The organism is Kitasatospora sp. MY 5-36 (genome assembly GCF_001182915.1).
Classification (GTDB): Bacteria; Actinomycetota; Actinomycetes; order Streptomycetales; family Streptomycetaceae; genus Kitasatospora.
Map to the genome: position 1 here is coordinate 1 of NZ_LFVW01001256.1, position 1,159 is coordinate 1,159.

Below are 1,159 nucleotides of genomic sequence, written 5' to 3' on the forward strand. Positions count from 1 at the left end.
CACCGCCCCGGCCCGGACGGCGGCCGCCGGTGCCGCCCCCGCCGGGCCGAGCAGCAGCCGCTGGTTGGCCAGCTGGTCCGGCCGCCAGCGCTGCTTGTACGGCTCCTGGCCGCGCAGCAGGCCGAGCAGCGGGACGCCGGCGCCGACCGTCTCGTCCAGCGCCGCGCTGAACAGCAGTCCGGCGATGTCCAGCCGCTCGCGCAGCACCGGGTGCGCCCCGTACATGTACAGCCCGCCGAAGGACGGGCAGAGCAGCAGCAGGTTGACCGCGACCAGCTGGCCGTCCAGGTGGAACTGGTGGACGGCGGCCCGGCCGGCGGCGACCAGTCCGGTGCTGGACTCGGCCAGGTGCCGGGCGAACCGCTCGGTGCGGTGCTCGGGCGTGACGCCGCGCGCCTGCCACTGCAGGAAGTGCAGCCGCAGCATCGCGTCCAGCGCCTGCGGCACCTCCGCCACCGGGGTCGAGCGGACCTCCACCCCGGCCTCGGCGATCTTGCGGAGCTTCACCCGGCTGCGCTGGGCGGTCTTGCCGGGCACCCGCTTGAGCAGCCGGTCCATCGGGACGGCCGGCAGGTACTGGCAGAGCGAGTCCTGGTAGCGGCGGCGGCTGCCGCGCCAGTGCCCGTACACCCGGTGCACCGCCGCCTCGGGGTGCACCTCGCGCAGCTCCAGCCAGTGCCAGGGGCGGGTGAGCGGGAGCGCGGCGGCGAACTCGGCGGCGGCCCGGTCGGCGCACTCGTCGTCGAGCAGGACGTCGGTGTAGTCGACCAGCCCGCCGCCGAGGCCGGTCAGGCCGCCGAGCGGCCCGCCGCGGCGCACGAAGGCGCCCGCGCCGACCAGCCGGCCGTCCCGGCGGACCAGCACCACGAGCAGGCCGCCGGGGCGGCCGTAGTGGCGCCACCAGGAGCGCTGCCAGTCCGCGGCCTGGAAGAAGGTGGCGGTCCGGCAGCGGGCGGCCAGGTCGTCCCACTCCTCGGCGAGGGCGTCCAGGGCGTCGTCCTCGCAGCGCAGCTCGGTGGTCCAGGCCGGCGCCGTCGCCTGGGCGGGCAGGCCGCCTCTGCGGGTCTCGGTGCTCATCGACCGCCCCCGACCGGGGCCTGCTGCCGGGCGGGGGCCTGCTCCGCGGTGGCGGGGGCCGGCGCCTCGGCCGGGGGCTGCG

Annotated in this window: 1 protein-coding gene; it reads right to left on the bottom strand. The window is 77.9% G+C overall.

Features of this window, described 5'->3' with window-relative positions; all coding sequences use genetic code 11:
- On the bottom strand, window positions 1-1,077 hold a 1,077-nt coding region (locus AE652_RS41790; RefSeq protein ID WP_053112611.1), incomplete at its 3' end, for a GNAT family N-acetyltransferase.
- Window positions 1,078-1,159: the final 82 nt, after the last annotated feature.